Source organism: Pseudomonas sp. DSV-1 (assembly GCF_035830915.1).
Classification (GTDB): domain Bacteria; phylum Pseudomonadota; class Gammaproteobacteria; order Pseudomonadales; family Pseudomonadaceae; genus Aquipseudomonas.
Map to the genome: position 1 here is coordinate 1,855,358 of NZ_JAYMYG010000001.1, position 17,247 is coordinate 1,872,604.

Annotated in this window: 12 protein-coding genes; 5 read left to right on the forward strand and 7 right to left on the reverse strand. The window is 59.4% G+C overall.

Translation table 11 applies throughout. From position 1 onward, the window contains the following. Positions 1-386: 386 nt before the first annotated feature. On the forward strand, positions 387-2,612 hold the full coding sequence (gene glgB, locus VSQ83_RS08780) for a 1,4-alpha-glucan branching protein GlgB (protein WP_133078232.1): 2,226 nt from the start codon (positions 387-389) through the stop codon (positions 2,610-2,612). Positions 2,613-2,733: 121 nt separating this feature from the next. Here glgB and VSQ83_RS08785 read toward each other — a convergent pair whose 3' ends face one another. From VSQ83_RS08785 to VSQ83_RS08815, 7 genes are all read right to left on the reverse strand, one after another. Beyond that, complete coding sequence (locus VSQ83_RS08785; RefSeq protein WP_133078233.1) at positions 2,734-3,537, reverse strand: endonuclease/exonuclease/phosphatase family protein; 804 nt, start codon at positions 3,535-3,537, stop codon at positions 2,734-2,736. Between the two features lie 94 nt (positions 3,538-3,631). Beyond that, a complete protein-coding gene (gene glgX / locus VSQ83_RS08790; RefSeq protein WP_326426070.1) occupies positions 3,632-5,785 on the reverse strand; it encodes a glycogen debranching protein GlgX in 2,154 nt (717 codons plus the stop codon). A 147-nt stretch (positions 5,786-5,932) separates the two neighbouring features. Next, the gene (locus VSQ83_RS08795) at positions 5,933-6,160 is read right to left on the reverse strand and encodes a DUF2934 domain-containing protein (protein WP_133078235.1); all 228 of its coding nucleotides are present in this window, start codon (positions 6,158-6,160) and stop codon (positions 5,933-5,935) included. Positions 6,161-6,187: 27 nt separating this feature from the next. Further along, positions 6,188-8,269, reverse strand: coding sequence for a 4-alpha-glucanotransferase (gene malQ / locus VSQ83_RS08800; protein ID WP_326426072.1), 2,082 nt, complete (start codon positions 8,267-8,269; stop codon positions 6,188-6,190). Between the two features lie 59 nt (positions 8,270-8,328). Further along, positions 8,329-9,900, reverse strand: a complete 1,572-nt coding sequence (gene glgA / locus VSQ83_RS08805; protein ID WP_133078237.1) for a glycogen synthase GlgA — start codon at positions 9,898-9,900, stop codon at positions 8,329-8,331. Between the two features lie 529 nt (positions 9,901-10,429). Next, positions 10,430-10,876 carry a DUF411 domain-containing protein gene (locus VSQ83_RS08810; protein WP_037032823.1) on the reverse strand — a complete coding sequence of 149 codons (447 nt, stop codon included), beginning with the start codon at positions 10,874-10,876 and terminating at the stop codon, positions 10,430-10,432. Between the two features lie 104 nt (positions 10,877-10,980). Continuing rightward, positions 10,981-11,511, reverse strand: coding sequence for a DUF4946 domain-containing protein (locus VSQ83_RS08815; protein ID WP_133078238.1), 531 nt, complete (start codon positions 11,509-11,511; stop codon positions 10,981-10,983). 228 nt (positions 11,512-11,739) lie between these two features. Between VSQ83_RS08815 and VSQ83_RS08820 the strand changes: the two genes are divergently transcribed. From VSQ83_RS08820 to VSQ83_RS08835, 4 genes are all read left to right on the forward strand, one after another. Then, the gene (locus VSQ83_RS08820) at positions 11,740-13,017 is read left to right on the forward strand and encodes a serine/threonine transporter (RefSeq protein ID WP_133078239.1); all 1,278 of its coding nucleotides are present in this window, start codon (positions 11,740-11,742) and stop codon (positions 13,015-13,017) included. A gap of 149 nt (positions 13,018-13,166) precedes the next feature. Further along, complete coding sequence (locus tag VSQ83_RS08825; protein WP_326426074.1) at positions 13,167-13,691, forward strand: sigma-70 family RNA polymerase sigma factor; 525 nt, start codon at positions 13,167-13,169, stop codon at positions 13,689-13,691. Further along, positions 13,688-14,671: a FecR domain-containing protein gene (locus VSQ83_RS08830; RefSeq protein WP_326426076.1), complete on the forward strand. Its 984-nt coding sequence runs from the start codon at positions 13,688-13,690 to the stop codon at positions 14,669-14,671. Before VSQ83_RS08825 ends, VSQ83_RS08830 begins: the two co-directional genes overlap by 4 nt. 116 nt (positions 14,672-14,787) lie before the next feature. Then, the gene (locus tag VSQ83_RS08835) at positions 14,788-17,226 is read left to right on the forward strand and encodes a TonB-dependent siderophore receptor (RefSeq protein WP_326426078.1); all 2,439 of its coding nucleotides are present in this window, start codon (positions 14,788-14,790) and stop codon (positions 17,224-17,226) included. The last annotated feature ends 21 nt before the right edge of the window (positions 17,227-17,247 follow it).

The following is a 17,247-nucleotide window of genomic DNA, read 5'->3' on the forward strand; positions in this document are numbered from 1 at the left end:
ATACCCCGTTGTCATTGGCTTTGTGCGCCTGTAACCGACGTCTGTTGAATACAGTGTGATCAAGGTCAAGCAAATCACCGAATCACGGCAGCCAGCCTTATCCCGGTTGAAATGAGCATGTGTCTTGCATTGATAACGGCGGTGATGTCCCTGAGTCTTTTTAGACCCGGGCTGGCTCTTGCAGTGACCTTAAAGCAACACATTGCACTGTTAATGTGCGAAAAGAGTGCATCGGGCGTAAGCCCGTCACGGGTTATTTATGAATGGATACAGATTGTCTGACAACAGCTAGTCTTTGCTCTGTCTATGAGTTAGAGGACACAGCTCATGTCGATGGCTAAAACGCGTGCTGGGTCAGACGTAACCTTTACCGGATGGAGAACAGCATGATTTCGAGCAAACAAACGGGTAAAGGTAAAGACTCGTTGTCACCCGCAGACCCGGATGTTGAGGCGTTGGCACGGGCAGAGCACTCCGATCCGTTTTCGGTATTGGGTCCCCATGGGGATGGCGAGGGCGGGCAGTATATTCGGGCATTTCTGCCGGGCGCGGTGAGTGTGAATGTGCTTGCCCGCGATGACGGACAGCTGCTTGGCAGTCTTGAAGCTTCACAAGTGCCTGGCCTGTATACCGGGCATTTCGCACAAAGCCGGCCGTACCTGCTGCAGGTTGACTGGGGCGACGCTGTGCAAGTCAGCGAAGATCCCTACAGTTTTGGCCCGTTGCTGGGTGAGATGGATCTGTACCTGTTTGCCGAAGGCAATCATCGTGATCTGAGCAGTTGTTTCGGTGCGCAACTGATCCACGTTGAAGGCGTGCACGGCGTGCGTTTTGCGGTATGGGCCCCCAATGCGCGGCGGGTTTCGGTGGTCGGCGACTTCAATGGCTGGGACGGTCGTCGTCACCCCATGCGCCTGCGCCATCCGAGCGGAGTGTGGGAGCTGTTTGTTCCGCGCCTGCAAGCGGGTGAGGCGTATAAGTATGAAATTCTGGGCGAGCAGGGGATCTTGCCGCTCAAGGCCGATCCCGTGGCGCTGGCCACCCAGTTGCCGCCCGATACCGCCTCAAAGGTTGCCTCGCCCCTGAGCATCGACTGGCAAGACGATGACTGGATGCACGCGCGTGCCCAACTGCAGCGTCATGATGCGCCGCTGTCCATCTACGAATTGCACGTGGGCTCATGGCAGTGTGAGGTCGATGATATCGGCGAGGTCGCGCGTCAGTACACCTGGCCTGAGCTGGCGGAGCGCCTGATTCCCTATGTGCAGCAACTGGGCTTCACCCACATCGAACTGATGCCGATCATGGAGCACCCGTTTGGCGGCTCCTGGGGCTACCAGCCCCTGTCGCAGTTTGCACCCACCGCCCGTTACGGCTCGCCCGATGATTTCGCGGCGTTCGTCAATGCCTGCCATGTGGCCGGGATCGGGGTGATTCTGGACTGGGTGCCCGCACACTTTCCCAACGATACCCACGGCCTGGCGCAATTTGATGGCACCGCGCTGTACGAATACGCCAACCCCCTTGAAGGGTTTCATCAGGACTGGAACACCCTGATCTACAACCTGGGACGCACCGAAGTGCACGGTTTTATGCTGGCGTCGGCCCTGCACTGGCTCAAGCACTTCCATATTGATGGCCTGCGGGTCGATGCCGTGGCGTCCATGCTGTACCGCGACTATTCGCGCAAATCAGGGGAGTGGGTGCCCAATCGTCACGGAGGCCGGGAAAACCTCGAGGCCATCGAGTTTTTGCGCCACCTCAACGATGTGGTTGCCCACGAGGTTCCGGGCGCCCTGGTGATTGCCGAAGAGTCCACGGCGTGGCCGGGGGTCAGTCAAAGCACCGACCAGGGTGGGCTGGGCTTTTCGTATAAATGGAACATGGGCTGGATGCATGATTCGCTGCATTACATTCAACAGGATCCGGTGTACCGCGCCCATCATCACAATGAGTTGAGCTTTGGCCTGGTGTACGCCTGGACCGAGCGTTTCATCCTGCCGATTTCCCATGATGAAGTGGTGCACGGCAAGCATTCGCTGATCGACAAAATGCCCGGTGATCGCTGGCAGAAATTCGCCAATCTACGGGCGTACCTGAGCTTCATGTGGGCCCATCCGGGCAAGAAGCTGCTGTTCATGGGCTGCGAGTTCGGGCAATGGCGCGAGTGGAATCACGATCAGCAACTGGACTGGTATTTGCTGCAATACCCCGAACACCGGGGTGTGCAGAAGCTGGTGAGCGACTTGAACCGCTTGTACCGCGAGCAACCTGCGCTGTATGAGCAGGACGACGTTGCGCAGGGGTTCCAATGGTTGATCGGTGATGATGCGGCCAACAGCGTTTACGCCTGGCTGCGCTGGAGCAAGGACGGTTCGCCCTTGCTGGTGGTGACCAACTTTACCCCGGTACCTCGCGCTGGCTACCGCATCGGCGTGCCGTTTGCCGGCACCTGGCAAGAGGTGATCAACAGCGATTCGGCCACCTATGCCGGTTCTGATTACGGCAATGGCGGCGGGGTAGTGACCGAGGACGTGCCCAGCCACGGGCAGAGCGTGTCCCTGGCATTGAATCTGCCGCCGTTGGGGGTGTTGATACTGCGGCCGGTGTAAGCCTGCGGGAGCGGGCTTGCTCGCGATGGGATCGACGCGATTCAACCGGGAAATCGCGCCGCCTGCATCGTGAGCAAGCCCACTCCCACAGAAGCACCGCCAGCAACAGAGAGGTTCAGGCCTACAAATGCACCTCAACCGCCAGCGGCAAATGATCCGATAAATGCGTCCACGGCTTGTTGCCGAGGATCTTTGGATCGTGGCTGGTGGCATTGCGCAAGTAGATGCGGTCCAGACGCAGCAGCGGCCAGCGCGCCGGGTAGGTTTTGGCCACCTGGCCATGATGGCGCTCGAACACTTCGTGCAGGTCGTCCCGTTGGCGCAGGGCAGCATTGCCTTGTTGCTTCCAGTCGTTGAAGTCCCCGGCAATGATGACCGGCTCATCAGGCGGCAGGGATTTGAGCAGTTGGTTAAGCAGTACGATCTGTAGCTGGCGATGGCTTTCCAACAGGCTCAAATGCACGCAAATGGCGTGCACATTGCTATGACCCGGCACGTCCAGGACGCAATGCAGCAGGCCGCGCCGTTCAGGCCCGGTGATGGATACATCGAGATTGCGCGAGGCCTTGATCGGGTACTTGGACAGCAGGGCATTCCCGTGATGACCATCTGGATACACGGCGTTACGGCCGTAGGCGAAGTCGCTCCACATACTGTCGGCGAGAAACTCGTACTGCGAGGTGGCTGGCCAGTCTTCGTAGCGCGATGCGTGTTTGTCATGCTCGCCGAGCACTTCCTGCAGAAACACCAGGTCGGCGTCGGTACTGCGCACCGCCTCGCGCAGTTCAGGGAGGATGAAGCGACGGTTGAAGACGGTGAATCCCTTGTGCGTATTGACCGTCAGTACCTTGATTTGATGGACAGCAGGCGCTGTTGCCGTAGTGGCAGATAAAAGTGTATTGCCGACAACATCTTCAGCGGGCATGGTCACTCCTCTGTCAGTGGCAGTTCTGAGCGGCAAGCTCAAGGCTGTAGTCTGCCGCTTTTGATGGGGGTGGACTTGATGTTTATCAATACATTCACGACACCTCGGTGTGTTGCAGCTCAAACATCACCAGCGATCGTCCCGTGACCTCGTAGGGCTTGTTGAATGGCAGATGCTGGGGGCCTTTGATGCTCGGGTCTGTGGTGTCGAGCTTGCACGACCAACTGATGCCGTGGGGCACTTTGGGCAAGTTGAAGTTGATCGAGTCGTGGTTAGCGTTGACGACGATCAGCAGTGACGCGTCATCCCCGGCCCGTTGAACCCCGGACACTTGCGCCCGGCCATCCAGCAGCATGCCCAGGCACCGGGCCTGACCGTCATGCCACTGCTCGATGGTCATCTCGTTGCCGTCGGGTGCCAGCCAGGTGACGTCTTTAACCCCGGGGGTTTCGCTGGAGTGCCCCTCCAGAAACAGGCCACGACGCAAGATGGGGTAGTGCAGGCGCAGCTTGATCAGGCGTTTGACAAACGCCAGCAGCGATTTGCCGGGCTTGTTCAGTTCCCAGTTGATCCAGCCGATTTCGCTGTCCTGACAGTAGGCGTTGTTGTTGCCGTGCTGGGTGCGGGCGAATTCGTCGCCGGCCACCAGCATCGGCGTGCCTTGGGCCAGGAGCAGGGTGGCCATGAAGTTGCGCATCTGGCGCTGGCGCAGCGCATTGATGTCGGGATCGTCGGTTGGGCCTTCGACTCCGTGGTTCCACGAAATGTTGTTGTTGCTGCCGTCCTGGTTGTTTTCCTCGTTGGCTTCGTTGTGCTTGTCGTTGTAGGACACCAGGTCGTGCAAGGTGAAGCCGTCATGGGCAGTGATGAAGTTGACCGAACTGTAGGGCCTGCGGCCACGGTGATTGAACAGATCGGCAGAGCCGGTCATGCGTCCGGCAAAGTCGGCCAACTGGCCTTCGTCGCCTTTCCAGAAGGCGCGCACGGTGTCGCGAAAGCGATCGTTCCACTCCGCCCAGCCGGGCGGGAAACCACCGACCTGATAGCCTCCGGGCCCGCAATCCCAGGGTTCGGCGATCATTTTGACCCGGCGCAACAGCGGGTCCTGGCGGCACGCCACCAAAAAGCTGTGCCGTTCGTTAAAACCGTCGTGATAACGCCCCAGAATGGTCGCCAGATCGAAGCGGAAACCATCGACGTGCATTTCCCGGGCCCAGTAGCGCAGCGAGTCGGTGACCATCTGCAAGACGCACGGGTGGCTCAGGTCCAGGGTGTTGCCGGTGCCGGAATCGTTGATGTAGAAACGTTTTTCTTCGGGCATCAGCCGATAGTACGAAGCGTTGTCGATGCCGCGCATGGACAGGGTCGGGCCCTGCTCGTTGCCTTCGGCGGTGTGGTTGTAGACCACGTCCAGAATCACTTCCAGCCCGGCCTTGTGCAGGCGTGCGACCATTTCCTTGAACTCGGCGATCTTGCCGCTGGCCAGGTAGCGCGGGTCCGGGGCGAAAAAGGCGATGCTGTTGTAGCCCCAATAATTGGTCATGCCTTTTTGCAGCAGGTGCTGGTCGTTGACGAACCCGTGGACCGGCAACAGCTCGATGCTGGTGACGCCCAGGCCGGTGATGTGCTCGATCACTTCATCCACCATCAACCCGGCAAAGGTGCCCCGCACCGCATCCGGTACGGCGGGGTGGCGCATGCTGATGCCGCGCACGTGGGCCTCGTAGAAAATGGTGCGGTCCCAGGGCACGTTGAGCCGATGGTCATGGCCCCAGGTGTGCGCCGGGTCGATGACCTTGCATTTGGGTACAAACGGCGCGCTGTCGCGCTCGTCAAAACTCAGGTCGGCGTCCGGGTGGCCGATGGTGTAGCCAAACAGGGCTTCGGACCATTTGAGCTCCCCCACAAGCTGCTTGGCGTAGGGATCGATCAGCAATTTATGATGGTTGAAGCGGTGGCCGTTTTCCGGCTCGTACGGGCCGTACACGCGATAGCCGTAAACCTGGCCGGGGTGTGCGTCTGGCAAGTAACCGTGAAATGTCTCGTCGGTGTACTCGGGCAGTTCGATACGTTCCAGCTCGACTTCACCGGCGGCGTCGAACAGGCACAGTTCGACTTTGGTGGCGTTGGCTGAGAACAGGGCGAAGTTGACGCCCAACCCATCCCAGGTGGCACCCAGGGGGAAGGGCAGCCCTTCGCGGATGCGCAAGGGGTCGCCAGTGGGCGCGGCTGACGTGTGTTTACTCATGACCTGCTCCTGCGTATTAAGGACTTGAGGCGCGTGCGCGCGCTATCACCACTGATTGAAGGGCCTCATGTTGCGTAGCAGTTGCCGCAGCCTGCGCCAGCTGCTACGGGTTTATAGGCACCTCAACTCTCCTGCAGCGCAGTGTTCTCAAGATGAGGCAGGTTTGCGCGGTGCCCGTGGCTTCTTCTCGGCAGCAGGCTTTGGCGCTGCCTTGGCCTTGGCAGCCCGTGGTTGGGCTTTGGACGGAGCAAGGGCTTGTGCCTGGGCCAGTTTGTGAGCCATGTCCCAGTGGCGTGCCTCCTGGCCATCGGGGCGCCCTTCGGACTCCCAGATCTGGTAGGCAAACTCACGAATGTGTTTGTCGTCGTTACTCATGGCGAAGCTCCTTGACTCATGGGTGAATTATCGGTCTCTTTCGTGGGCTTGCTGGCGGGCGCAGGCCAGCAGTTCGAAGCGTTGCGTTGCATCAATCGCGTCCAGCAACGTGTTGCAATCACCCGGCATTCGGCGGCGCCAGTTGGGATGGCCGCTGACGGTGCCGGGCAAGTTGGCTTGCTCCTCAAGTCCCAGGGCATCCTCGATCGGCAGCAGCACCAGGGGAGCACGGGTGTGCCCCAGAAAACGGATGCTGGCGTCCAGCGTCGGGGCGTTGCCCTGGGCTTCTTCCTGAAAGTTCTGTGGGTCCTGGCGCAAGGCCCGGTCCAGGCCTTCGCACTCGCGCTGGCGTTCCTCGCGCCAGCGTTGCGCGGCCACCGGGTCGACTAGGTTCAGGCGTTCGTTCCAGTCGATATCGCGCCCGTGCAGCCAGCCGGTGAGCGTGGGCAGGTCGTGGGTGCTGGTGGTGGCCAGGGCGTCGTCGGGCCAGTCCAGGATCGGTTTGAAGCGCGCGCCGTAGTCCTGCTCGAACAGCAGCACGCGAATACCGAGGATGGCCCGTTCGCTGAGCTTTTCCCGCAGTCCGTCAGGCACGGTGCCCAGGTCTTCACCGAGTACGATGGCCTGGTGGCGCACCGATTCAAGGCAGACCAGACGCAGCAGATCGTCGATCGGGTAATACAGATAGGCCCCTTCGTCGGCCGAGGCCCCCAGGGGGATCACCCACAGGCGCTGCAAGCCCAGCACATGGTCGATGCGCAGCCCACCGGCATGGGCAAAGTTGGCGCGCAGCATCTCGATGAAGGCGCGAAAGCCATTGCGCTTGAGACCCTCGGGGGAAAACGCGGAAATCCCCCAGCCCTGGCCTGCACGGTTGAGAGCGTCCGGCGGTGCGCCTACGGTCAACTGGGCCAGCATTTCGTCCTGGCGACACCAGGCCTGGCTGCCTGCACCATCGGCGCCCACGGCCAGGTCGGCGATCAGGCCGATGGCCATGCCGCTGGCCCGCGCGGCCGTTTGTGCACGGCCCAGGCAGCGATCCATCAACCACTGACAAAACGCGTAGTAAGCGATGACATGCTGATGTTCTTCGGCGAACTGCAGTAACGCCGGGCTGTCGGGGTTGCGCCATTGCTCGGGCCAGTCACGCCAGTCCAGGCTGTGATGCTCGGTCACACACGACTCTTGCAAGGCTTCGAAGCGGCAGTGGTTTTCCAGGGCTTCGCCGCCCCGCTGGCGAAAACCCTTGAAGTCGTCATGGAGCGGGTGTTCGTTCTGCACAAAGTCGTTATAGAGCTGGCGCAGCAGTGTCTGCTTGGCCTGGGTCACGGCAGGCCAGTCGATCAGAGGCAGTTGTTCAAGCCGGTGGAGTTCGTCTTGAAGACCGGTAGCATCAATGGCCCTGTGCAGGGCTTCCTGTCCCAGGATGCTGGCGGGAGCGGCGTACAGGCTGTTGAGAAATAAACGGCTGGACGGTGAATAAGGGCTGTAGTGCTTGGGGGCGCTGCTGAACATGGCGTGCAACGGGCTGATAGCCAGTGCGTCGGCGCCGCGTTCACCGAGTGCCTGCAGCAGGGTTTCCAGTGCCTGGGTATCGCCAAACCCGCCATCGCCGTGGCGATGCAGCGAGTACAGCTGAACGCTCACCCCCCACGCGCGTGGAGCAGACTGGTGCAAGGCATCGGCAATGCTGAAGCACTTTGTCGGGGCCACGGCCAGGGTGAACTGCTGGTCGTCCAGCTGTACCCGGTGGTAGCCGATGGGAATCATGCCCGGCAGCACGGCGTCTGCATCCAGCTGGATCGGCAGCGCATCACCGCTTTCCAGGTGCACGATGCACTGGCTGTGGGGGTGGAAATAGCGTGACAAGTCCAGGGCCTTGCCGACGTCTGCGGTCAACAAGGGCGGCAGACGTTTGTTCTGTTGCTCCAGTTGCAGGTTCAGCAAGCTGGTTTCAATGGCCTCGGCGCTGTCGGCGGGTAATCCCAACCCCGCCAGAATGGCCTCCAGCACCTTGGGTGTGACCCTTTGCGGTTGGCCGTTGGCATCAATCCAGTCAACGGCCAGGCCGGCTCGGCCGGCGAGTACTTCGAGTTGCGCTTCGCTCATTGGCGGGCTCCCTTGGCGAGAAACGGTCGGGCGTCAGGCAGATCCGCAGATTGCATCACTCACGGCTTCACGGAGCGAAGCAATGACTTGGCAACCAGTTGTTCATAAAGCTCTGCATAGGGTTCAACGGCCTTGCACCAGTTAAACGGTGCGGCCATTGCGCGGCAGCGCATGGCGTTGAAGAGTGCCGGGTAACTGAAGACTTTGAATGCCCGTTTCAGGGCTTGCTCGTAACTGGCTACGGTGGACTCATCGAACAGGAAGCCGGTGACGCCATTCTCGATGGTGTCGGCCAGGCCGCCCGTATTGCGAGCCACGGGCAGCGAGCCGAAGCGTTGTGCATACATCTGGCTCAACCCGCAGGGTTCGTAGCGCGAGGGCATCAACAGGAAATCGCTGCCCGCGAACATGCGCCGGGCATCGGTTTCATTGAAGCCAATGCGCACCCCGATCTGCCCCGGAAAACGCAGGGCCAGTTCGCGCATGGTCTGTTCTTCTTCGGGCTCGCCGCGCCCGATGATGCAAATCTGACCACCGTTGGCCACGATAAAAGCCGCCACGGCTTCTGTCAGGTCCAGGCCTTTTTGGTACACCAGACGCGAAACCACGGCGAACAGGGGGCCCTTGGACGGTTTCAGGCCGAACAGGGTGCGCACATGGGCGGTGTTCAAGGCCCTTGCATCCCAGTCACCGATGCCGAACGGGGCAACCAGATGGGGGTCGGTCGTGGCTTCCCAGCTTTCATCGATGCCATTGGGGATGCCGCTCAGCAGTCCTTGCTGGGTCTTGCTGGCCAGAAAGCCATCCAGCCCGCACCCAAAGGCCGGGGTCGTGATTTCTGCGGCGTAGGTGGCGCTGACGGTGGTGATATGGCTGGCGTAGGCCATGCCCGCTTTCAGGAACGACAACTTGCCATAAAATTCCATGCCGTCCTGCTGCAGGGCATGGTGCGGAATACCCAGCTCCGGGCAGCAGGCGCGGCTGAATACGCCCTGGTAGGCCAGGTTGTGGATGGTGAACAGTGTCGGGGTACGCTGGCCGCGCCAATGCATATAGGCCGGCGCCAGGCCGGCGGGCCAGTCGTGGGCGTGTACCAGATCGGGTTGCCAGTGAATCTGCGCCAGATTGGCCGCAATATCGGCCGCTGCCAGCCCCAGGCGGGCGAAGCGAATATGGTTGTCAGGCCAGTCGCGGCCGTTATTGGCGCCGTAGGGGCTGCCTTCGCGCTCATACAGTTCGGGGCAAATCAGCACGTAGATGACCAGCCCGTCCTTCAAGTCCATGCGGCCGATCTTGCAGGGGGGCAGGGCAGCATGGCCGCCGAGTTCGCCGATGATATGAATGGGGTTGTCGCTGTTGAGTACTTGCGGGTAGCCCGGGATCAAGACACGCACATCATGCAAGTGACGCATGGCCCGCGGAAGAGCGGCCGACACATCCCCCAGACCGCCGGTTTTAACCAGGTCGGCCAGTTCGGACGTGACAAACAGCACTTTCTTTTTGTTGGGATTGGCACTTGCCTGCGGCAGTTCGGGCCTTCCCGCAGGGGCCAGGTCTGGCAGAGACAACAGCTCAGTCACCACTTGCGGGGTCAGACGTTCTTCTTGATGTGGCGCAGCCGCACTGATCATGAATTTCTCCCGTTATATTTATTGATCCACTTACGGCCACCCGGCCGGTACTTCCCCACTTGCGATTGGCCATGTCATCCATGGCGTAAATGCTCAAAAGATGAATAAGGCACTGCAAGGAATGCACCAATAATGGCAACCCCAGCCTTAGGTAGACCTACCACGGGCGAAGAAAATTCGATTGTCTGATTACGGCAATTAGACGCCGTAGACACGACAGCGTTGAGTGTAGGAGAGATACTTCAAGGTGTTAGGTGTATGAGGTGTTTTTTTGTAGGACAAAGATAATTATCGCGTAGGAAAAATATCTATCACGGGATGTGTGTCACTGTTATTTCAGTGCCGGGTGATGCGTCGCATCTTTGTGGTCGCTGCCGAGGAATGAAGACTGCGAGCTCTTGATCGTGCGAACGGGACAATAAAGCTCGCAGCCTTCGTTCCTCGGCAGCGACTACAGGTCAGTTAATGCTCCAGAGGATTTCAAAAACAATACGGGGCGCACCATTGCGGTGCGCTGCGTGCTGAAATCTCAGTTGCCGGGATACTCGGCCACCACCTGATCACTGCCATCGTTGCGCAGGCCGATAACCTGATACGCGTCCTTGCGGTCACCCATTTCCATTCCCGGCGAACCCATAGGCATGCCCGGTACCGCAATCCCCTTGAGGTCATTGCGCTTGGTCAATGCCACCACTTGCTCGGCCGGGACATGGCCTTCAACGAATTTGCCGTTGATCACGCCGGTATGGCACGAAGCCAGGCGCGGCTGGACACCGAGGCGCTGCTTGACACTGCTCATGTCGGCTTCGACATGGTCATTGACCTTGAAACCATTGGTTTCAAGGTGGGAGATCCAGGCTTTGCAGCAGCCGCAGTTGGCATCGCGGTGCACATCAATGGTCAGTTGTTCGGCGGCCTGAGCCAGCGAGGACAACAGCAGGGCCGAGAGTGCGACAAGGCGCAATGGGGTTTTCATCGAGTTCCTCAATACGTAAAAAATGTGAGCCTGATCATTAACGACTGTCAGGTAACTGATGACCAGATGACAATTTTGTCAGGTTGGAGCTGCCTTGCTGCTTTTCAAGGCGTCAGTCGCAAGCTTGCACGGATGCCCTGGACCTCGGGTTCGTTGGCTTTGTAGCCGTCTGCCGGACCTGCGTAGGAAAGGGCGTAGGCGCTGTTGCCCTGAGTGGCGGCCACCAGGGTCTGGGTGATGACGTGGTTGCCGTTCTGGGTGATTTTGCAGGTGGTTTGCAAGGCGTCCAGGCCCCCCAGGGTGCTGCTGTTGATTTTGCTGCAAGCGCTCTGATAACCGCCTTTGGCGAAGTTTTGCTGCAGGGTTTTGCGCATCTGCAGCAAAACGGCCTCCATATTCACCTTGTGTTCAGGCACCAGGGTCGACTGGGTCAGCTCCATGACCATCTGCGGATCGCCATTGGCATCGTTCTTCACGGCCCGCTGGCGCACGCTGCTGTCGTCGGGCTCAGGGGGGATGGTCTGAATCTCCCAGCCTGCGGGCCAGGTAATTGTCAGTCCGTCGGCATGGGCCAGGGGGAGCCCGACAAGCAGGCATAAACCGATAAAAACGGGGAAACGGCGGGCAACGTGCATAGGTCTCGGGCCTTTTGGGCAGGATTTTGGCAGTAATAGTGTATCAATAGGTGTCGAAGTCTTGCTTTGCAGCCTGACATCATTTTCGACCATTGCTCAGCTAAACCTTTGCTTCTTATGTCTAATCCCGGACAATCGCGCCCCTCTTATGGCCGGGGCGATGTCAGCAAGGTGTTTCTTGTCCGCTCCGGCTGCGTGGTAACGACCGGCTAGCGGAGATTCGACCGGATGAATGACCAGGCTAACAGCGTCGACGAACGCTTCGACGAGACCCCGGCGACCTTAAGTCGCTGGAACCGTCATGACACCACCTGGATGCTGGGCCTGTTCGGCACAGCGATTGGCGCAGGTACCTTGTTCTTGCCCATCAACGCAGGGCTTGGCGGCTTTTGGCCGTTATTGATCCTGGCGCTGTTGGCGTTCCCGATGACCTTTTACGCACACCGTGGCTTGACCCGCTTCGTGCTCTCCGGGCGCGAAGGCTCAGATATCACGGATGTGGTGGAAGAGCATTTTGGCCTTAGCGCCGGTTCCCTGATCACGCTGCTGTACTTCCTGGCGATTTTCCCGATTCTGCTGATCTACAGCGTAGCGCTGACCAACACGGTTGGCAGCTTTATGCTCAATCAAATGCACATCACGCCACCGCCACGGGCAATCCTGGCGTTGGTACTGATTCTGGGCTTGCTGATTGTTGTGCGCTGCGGCGAACAAGTGATCGTCAAGGCCATGAGCATGATGGTCTACCCGTTCATTGTGGCGTTGCTGTTTTTGGCGGTGTTTCTGATTCCGCACTGGAACGGCGGCATTCTGAGTACCGCGACCACGCTGCCTGAACCTACTGCATTGCTGCACACCTTGTGGCTGGCGATTCCGGTGATGGTGTTCTCCTTTAACCATTCGCCCATCATCTCGGCCTTCGCCGTGGATCAGAAACGCCGCTATGGTGCCAACGCCGATGAGCGCAGCTCGCAGATCCTGTCCCGCGCCCACCTGCTGATGGTGGTGATGGTGCTGTTCTTCGTGTTCAGCTGTGTGCTCACGCTCTCGCCTGAGCAACTGCTTGAGGCCAAGACGCAGAACCTGTCGATCCTGTCCTACCTGGCCAACCACTTCAGCAACCCGACCATCGCTTTTGCTGCGCCGCTGATTGCGTTTGTGGCCATTGCCAAGTCGTTCCTGGGCCACTACATCGGCGCCAGTGAAGGCCTTAAAGGCCTGGTACTGAAAACCGGCAAGCGCCCTGCAGCGAAAAACCTCGACCGCATGACTGCAGCGTTCATGCTGGTGGTGTGCTGGGCGGTGGCCACGCTTAACCCGAGCATCCTGGGCATGATCGAAACCATGGGCGGGCCGGTCATTGCAGCCATCCTGTTCCTGATGCCGATGTACGCGATTCGTCGGGTCCCGGCCATGCGCCAGTATTCGGGCCAGATCTCCAACGTGTTCGTCACGGTTGTGGGCCTGATCGCGATCTCGTCGCTGGTGTACTCCCTGATCCCTTGAGCCTTGTCCCTGTCGCCGCCGTTCTGTGCGGCGACACTGCGTGATTGACCCTCGCAAGCCGCCCAAGGCTTGAGTCTGGCCAGTACTGCGAATATGATTGCGACCCATTCCTATTCGCAGTGTGCTGACAGCACGTCCCGAGGGTTCCCGTGTCGCCATCCCCGTCGAACCCACCGTTGCTGCATGCACACGTGCATAACCTGTATAGCGATCACCACGGCTGGCTGGTGAACTGGCTGCGGCGGCGTTTGCGTGATACCGACAATGCTGCCGACATGGCGCAGGACACCTTCCTTTATGTATTGGGCAAACCGGAGCAGGTTGCGCAGTTGCGTGAGCCGCGTGCCTGGCTGAGCACGATCGCCAAGGGTTTGTTGATAGACCGCTTTCGTCGCCAGAAGGTCGAGCAGGCGTATCTGCTTGCGATTGCCCATTTGCCCGAGCAGGAAATGCCTGCCGCTGAAGAACGGTTGATCCTCCTTGAAACCCTGACCCGAATCGACGCGTTGCTCGACGGCCTGAAGCCCGCGGTGCGAACCGCCTTTTTGCTTTCGCGCCTCGAGGGGCTTGGCTATCAGGCGATTGCCGAGCGCCTTGGGGTTAGCGTCAGTTCGGTAGAAAAGTACATGGCTACGGCCATCCGTCATTGTTTTCTCGCCCGTAGCGCCCTGTGAGCGGGGGGCCCTCGACGGTCGAATTTGCACCCCATGTGCTTGACCAGGCCATTGACTGGCTGGTGAAAACCCAGTCCGGTGCGGCTCAACCCCATGTGTTTGCTGCGTGCAAGCAGTGGCGCGCCGCCGATGCCAGTCATGAAGCGGCCTGGCAAGCCCTGCAACTGACCGAGACGACCTTGCGTCAGGCCTCGTTGCTGCCCGGTCGCGTTGCACTGGACACCCTGGCCGGAAGTGGCCGTATTCGCTCGCGCCGCCAGGCACTCAAGATACTGGGCTTGGGCATGCTGGGCGCCGGGGCGGGCGCATTGGCGATCCAGCAGCAACCGTGGCGTCATTTTGGTGCCGACTACGGGACCGGGGTGGGTGAGCGGCGGTTGTACAACCTGGTCGACGGTACGGGTTTGCAGCTCAATACCGACAGTTCTGCTGATGTGCTGTTCACTGCGCAGCAGCGACTGATTGTTTTGCGCGCTGGCGAAATTTTTATCCGCACTGGCCAGGACCCAGCATCCGTCAGCGGCCGCCGACCGTTTTGGGTTCACACCCGTGAGGCTCGGTTGCAAGCCATCGGCACAGCCTTCGATGTACGCCAGGAGTCCGGGCGTACCCGGTTGATGGTCGAGGAGGGGGTGGTGGCGATTCATCTGCCGGACTCCCTGCCAGTTCGGGTGCAGGCGGGCCATGAGTACCTGATTGACGCTCATTCGGCGCAGCCCCAAACCGCTTCAGCGTTCTCTGCCAGTGGCTGGGCCAGTGGCGTGCTGGTAGCCAGGCAGATGCGTTTGCAGGACCTGACGCAAGAGCTGGCACGCTATCGCCATGGCTGGTTGCAGTGCGATCCGGCGGTCAGTGACTTGCGGGTATCGGGGGTGTTTCAGCTCGATGGTATCGAGCATGCGCTGGAAGGCCTGAGCCAGTCGCTGCCGGTTCGAATCGAGCACAGAACACGGTTCTGGACACGGATTGTGGCGGTTTAAGGTTCAGCAGACGCTTGAATCTACAAATACGAATAATTATCAAATTTCTTTGCGGGTTTACACGAGTCCTTCGACAGATAGGCATAAGACTTATTTATTGCAGGAGCCCCGCGCCAATGTCCCGTGTTTATCGCAATTTTTCATTGCCTTCCCGCAGCCGCCTGGCCATCGCTTTGCAGATCGTTTTACTGGGCGCCGTCGCACAACCGTTATCGCTGGTCAGCGCCGCCTCCATCAGCGTTCAGCACAGTTTCGACGTGCCAGCCAGCGATCTGGAGTTGGCGTTAAACCGTTTCGCCCAGCAGGCCAATATTTCCCTGCCCTATGACCCGACCCTGGTTAAAAGCAAGCAGGCGCCAGCACTCAAGGGGCGTTATGAGGTGGCTCAGGGCCTGATGCAATTGCTCAAGGGCAGTGGTCTGACGGCCACCGAAGGTGCCAATGGGGTCTGGGTACTCTATCCGTTGACTTCCGACGGAGCGCAATTGCAACTGCAAGCCACCAGCGTCACGGGGCTCGGGCTGGGCAGCACCACTGAGGACAGCCATTCCTACACCACGGGTGAGACCCGTACGGCGACTAAATTGCCACTTTCGCTGCGCGAAACACCGCAATCGGTCACGGTAATGACCCGTCAGCAGATGACCGATCAAGGCTTGGGCAGTATCGCTCAGGTACTGGCGCAAACCCCTGGCATCACGGTGATGCATGACGACAGCGAGCGGTACAACTTCTACTCCCGCGGGTTCACCCTGGACAACTTTCAGTACGACGGCGTGCCGACCTCGGACTTCACCACCAATACCAACGGCCTGGGCATGCGGGACATGGCCATTTACGACCGTGTAGAGGTGGTACGCGGCGCCACCGGCCTGATGAGCGGGGTGGGCAGCCCGTCAGGCGCGGTGAACCTGGTGCGCAAGCGTCCTACCAAGGAGTTTCAGGGTTATGTCTCAGGCAGCGGCGGGTCATGGGATCGCTATCGCAGCGAACTGGATCTGTCCGGACCGCTCACTGAAAACGGTGCGCTGCGTGGCCGCGTGGTTGCAGCGCGCGAAGATGGCCGCTCTTTCATCGATCGCTATTCCTCCAGCAAGGACGTGTTCTATGCCATCGGTGAAGCAGATGTGAGCGACGACACCACCGCTTATGCCGGTATCGACTATCAGCGGATTAACTCCAACGGCTCAAGTTTTGGTCAGTTGCCGCTGTATTACAGCGATGGCAGCCGAACCCACTTCAGCCGCTCGATGAACCCTGCAGCCAAGTGGGCATATGCCGACAGCGAAAGCACCAAATACTTCGCGGGCATTGAGCAGCGTTTTGACAACGACTGGTTACTCAAAGTCGAGGCCAGCCACTGGAAGGGCAATACCGAGCAGTTGCAGGGGAATCTGGTGGGGTGGGGACCTTTCCCGGATAAAGCCACGGGAGAAGCTCAATTCATGAGCGGTACCAAAACCTTCAAGATCAATACCGATACCCTGGACGCCTATGCGACCGGGCCATTCGAGCTTTTGGGCCGGACCCATGAGCTGGTGGTGGGGATGAATGTCAGCGATGGTCGTACGGACTATCTGGCAATGAATGCCGAGGATTTGACCGTCAACTATGAAAACTGGAACAACGACGCGCCTCGTCCCACGGACTTGAGCCGGGGCTTGAAGCAGAAGTACAAGACCAAAGAGTCAGCGGCCTACGCGGCGTTGCGTCTCAAGCCGATAGATGATCTGTCCGTGATCCTGGGCACCCGAGTGGTGAATTACGATCGCAAGGGAACAATGACCTACAACGCAGCGCAAACCACCCCGGATACGGATAACAGTAAAAAAACCGGGAAAATGATTCCTTATGCAGGGATCGTCTATGACGTGACGGAAAATCACTCGGTCTATGCCAGCTATACCGACATCTTCACTCCCCAAAGCTACTTCGACCGCGACAACAAAGTGCTCGCTCCCGTAACCGGGCAAAGCTACGAAACTGGCCTTAAGTCGGAGTACTTCGGCGGTGCCCTGAACACCAGTTTTGCCCTGTTTCTGATCAAGCAGGACAACTACGCCGAATACGACGGTATGCGCGCCGATGGCCAGGATGCCTACAAGGCAGTCAGTGGCATCAAGACCAAAGGCTTTGAGGCTGAAATTTCCGGCGAAGTCATGAGCGGCTGGCAATTGCTTGCGGGTTATACCTACGCCCAGCCACGGGACAAGGACGGCAAGCGGATCAACAGCAACCACCCCGAGCAGTTGTTCAAACTGGCCACCAACTACCAGCTGACGAGGGATCTCAAAGACCTGAACGTGGGCGGCAACCTGACGTGGCAGGGCTCGACCTACAGCGAGCTCGATTCATCGATCAAAGCCGAGACCAAGGAAGGCAGCTTCGCGGTGGTCGGCTTGATGGCCCGCTATGACATCAATAAAAACCTGAGTGCCTCGGTCAATCTCAACAACGTGTTCGACCGCGAATACCTCAGCGGATATGGCCTGTATTCGACCTATTACTACGGCGACCCGCGCAACCTGATGCTGGGGATGAAGTACCGCTTCTGAAGGCATGTTTCATGTTGTGCC